Consider the following 2,514-nt stretch of genomic DNA (forward strand, 5'->3'; position numbering starts at 1 on the left):
TATGTAGCGTAACTTTCTGGCCTCGAATGGGAAAGTCCGAGATCTCGGTGGAAGGCATGAAGCCCTTTGACTCCAACCTGTTGTTCTCATAGCCTGTCGGAGCAATATTAAGTTCATCTAAATAAATATGGAGCTGATTGTCGACCTGATCGACTTCTATGATCTGAAAGTATTCCAAAAGCCCTTCGGGCATCAACAAGGATAGTAATTTACGTTCGGCTTCTTGCAAGGGATAACTGTTTTAAAGATGCTAAACTAAGAAATTTTTAGTATTCCCCCCAAGGATTCAGCTTGATCCACTTTCACCACCCTTTCACTATACTTTATCACCGAAGCGAAAATAAAAAAAGGCTATCTCGCGATAGCCTTTTTTGCTCCTGAAGCTGGGCTCGAACCAGCGACCCTCTGATTAACAGTCAGATGCTCTAACCAACTGAGCTATTCAGGAATTTCCCGTCCCTTTCGTTTTGGTGATGCAATTATCGGAAGATATACCGACAAGTGCAAATATTTTTATGCGTTTTTTCGCAAGTTATTCAGAACCAATCAGAATAATTTTAAATCCGCTCCAATGAATTAAAAGAGCACATCTTTCAACACCAGCGTTGCAAAGGTAAAATAGATGATCAAACCTGTAACATCGACAATGGTGGATACAAATGGTGCGGATGAACTTGCCGGATCCGCTCCCAACCTACGCAAAATAAAAGGAAGCATGGAACCGATAACCGAACCCCAAAGCACCACAGCCACCAGCGAAAGACTGATCGCAATAGCAATCAGATACCAGATATCACCATAGGATTGCCTAAAGGCTTCCTCCATCCCGATCCGCATAAATCCAAGCGCACCAAGAATCACCCCTAAAAGCAAACCGGAGAGCAATTCTCTTTTCATGACCATCCACCAGTCCCGAAGGGTCACCTCTCCCATCGCCATCGCTTGGATAATCAGGGTCGAGGCCTGTGAACCGGAGTTACCCCCACTGGACATGATCACCGGCATCAAAAGGATCAATACAGGCACGAATTTGCTTTCGTAATACCCTAACACCACAGCGGTCAACAACTGCCCTAGGAAGAGCACAATAAGCCAGCCTGCGCGTTTCTTTACCAGGTGGAAGATAGATACATCCAAGTAAGGCTCATCAAGGGCTTCAGTACCCCCGATACGTTGCATATCTTCCGTATACTCTTCATTGGCTACCCAAAGGATATCATCGATCGTGATGATCCCTAGCATGATGTCCTTATCATCTACAACAGGCAATGCCACGCGGTTGTTCATCCGGAAGATGGTCACCGCCTCTTCGGCCGGATCGTAGGCATGTAGGGAAATCAACCGATTATCGATCAGATCCGCAACAATGGTATCTTCTTCGGCAACCAGCACATCCTTGATCCGAATATCGTCTATCAACTTTCCTTCAGAATCGATGACATAAAGTACATCGATCGTCTCGGATGCCGATCCATATCGACGGATATGGTCAAGTACCCGTGGCATGGTCCAATGTTCTTTGACCGTGATGTAATCCGGGGTCATCAAACGACCAACCGAATCTTCTGGATACCCCAATAAAGACAAGGCTTCCTTACGCTCCTCCGGAGTCAATAGAATGATCAGGCGTTTCACCACATCACCAGACAACTCACTAAAAAAGGAAGTCCGGTCATCGGGTGGCAATTCGTTAAGAAGTTCTCTGATTTTAAAATTTGGTAATTTCTTGAAAATCCGTTCTTGGGTTGGGAAGTCCAAAATCCGGAATACGTTTACCGCACGTTTGATACTTAAGATCTCGAGGAACAATGGACCGTGCTCTGGGAGCTCATCAATCAGCTCCTCCACATCTGAAATGTTCAGTTCATTCAAATAATCTGCAAGCTCGGCTCTATCACCATGTTCAATTAGTTGTTCGACATGCGAAACAAGCATTGCTAATTCTTCCATACGCCTCCTCTATTTATATGATCCTACATTGGTGCCTAAAAATTCTTTTGTGCAAAAGTCGTTTTTTTAAATTGAAAAACAACATCTTTCACAATAAAAAAACGAAGCCTAAAAATCCGTTAAATCAAAAATAGATAAGACCCATTTTTGAAGGGATATTTGAATCAGATTATAAAAATGAAAAAATATGGCGATTTATCTATTATTTATGTTTTTAAACAAATTTAACTGCTAAAGAAATATTTCAGTTAAATTTAGCTGTATAAATACAGTAGCGTCCTAAACGATGGAAAAAATGGCGGTGGATTTATATAGCAGGGAATGCTATATTTATTTCGCTAAAAAAACCTCCATCGCCATGGTAAATATAAACGTATTTTCCCAGATTTTGGGTCTAATCGATCGAGACATTTTTGGCAGATTGGTTCAACAATACCAATCCGACAAGCATCATAAGGGCATCAACAGCTGGACACATTTTGTGAGCATGCTATTCTGCCATTTATCCTCTGCGGATTCGGTTCGGGACATTTCTAATGGACTCCGCAGCACTACTGGCAACAT

3 protein-coding genes and 1 tRNA gene are annotated in these 2,514 nt (G+C 42.6%); 1 reads left to right on the top strand and 3 read right to left on the bottom strand.

Annotation, left to right across the window (positions count from 1 at the left end; translation table 11 throughout):
* The 3 genes from CRJ00_RS17305 to mgtE all read right to left on the bottom strand — a co-directional run.
* Positions 1-229: ISAon1 family transposase N-terminal region protein (locus CRJ00_RS17305; RefSeq protein ID WP_441347596.1), on the bottom strand; the 229-nt coding region annotated here is incomplete at its 3' end.
* 145 nt (positions 230-374) lie between these two features.
* Positions 375-448 (bottom strand) — tRNA-Asn (locus CRJ00_RS17310).
* Positions 449-576: 128 nt separating this feature from the next.
* Positions 577-1,950 (bottom strand): magnesium transporter, encoded by a 1,374-nt coding sequence (mgtE, locus tag CRJ00_RS17315; RefSeq protein ID WP_099367986.1) that lies wholly within the window; start codon positions 1,948-1,950, stop codon positions 577-579.
* A 358-nt stretch (positions 1,951-2,308) separates the two neighbouring features.
* Here mgtE and CRJ00_RS17320 point away from each other — a divergent pair.
* Positions 2,309-2,514 (top strand): DUF4372 domain-containing protein (locus CRJ00_RS17320; RefSeq protein WP_218962189.1); only part of this gene is annotated, 206 nt, incomplete at its 3' end.

It is taken from the genome of Sphingobacterium sp. 1.A.4 (assembly GCF_002734245.1).
GTDB lineage: Bacteria > Bacteroidota > Bacteroidia > Sphingobacteriales > Sphingobacteriaceae > Sphingobacterium > Sphingobacterium tenebrionis.

Coding starts and splice junctions, on each gene's coding strand:
- mgtE (WP_099367986.1), bottom strand. CDS start 1,950: ATGGAAGAATTAGCAATGCTTGTTTCGCATGTCGAACAACTAATTGAA.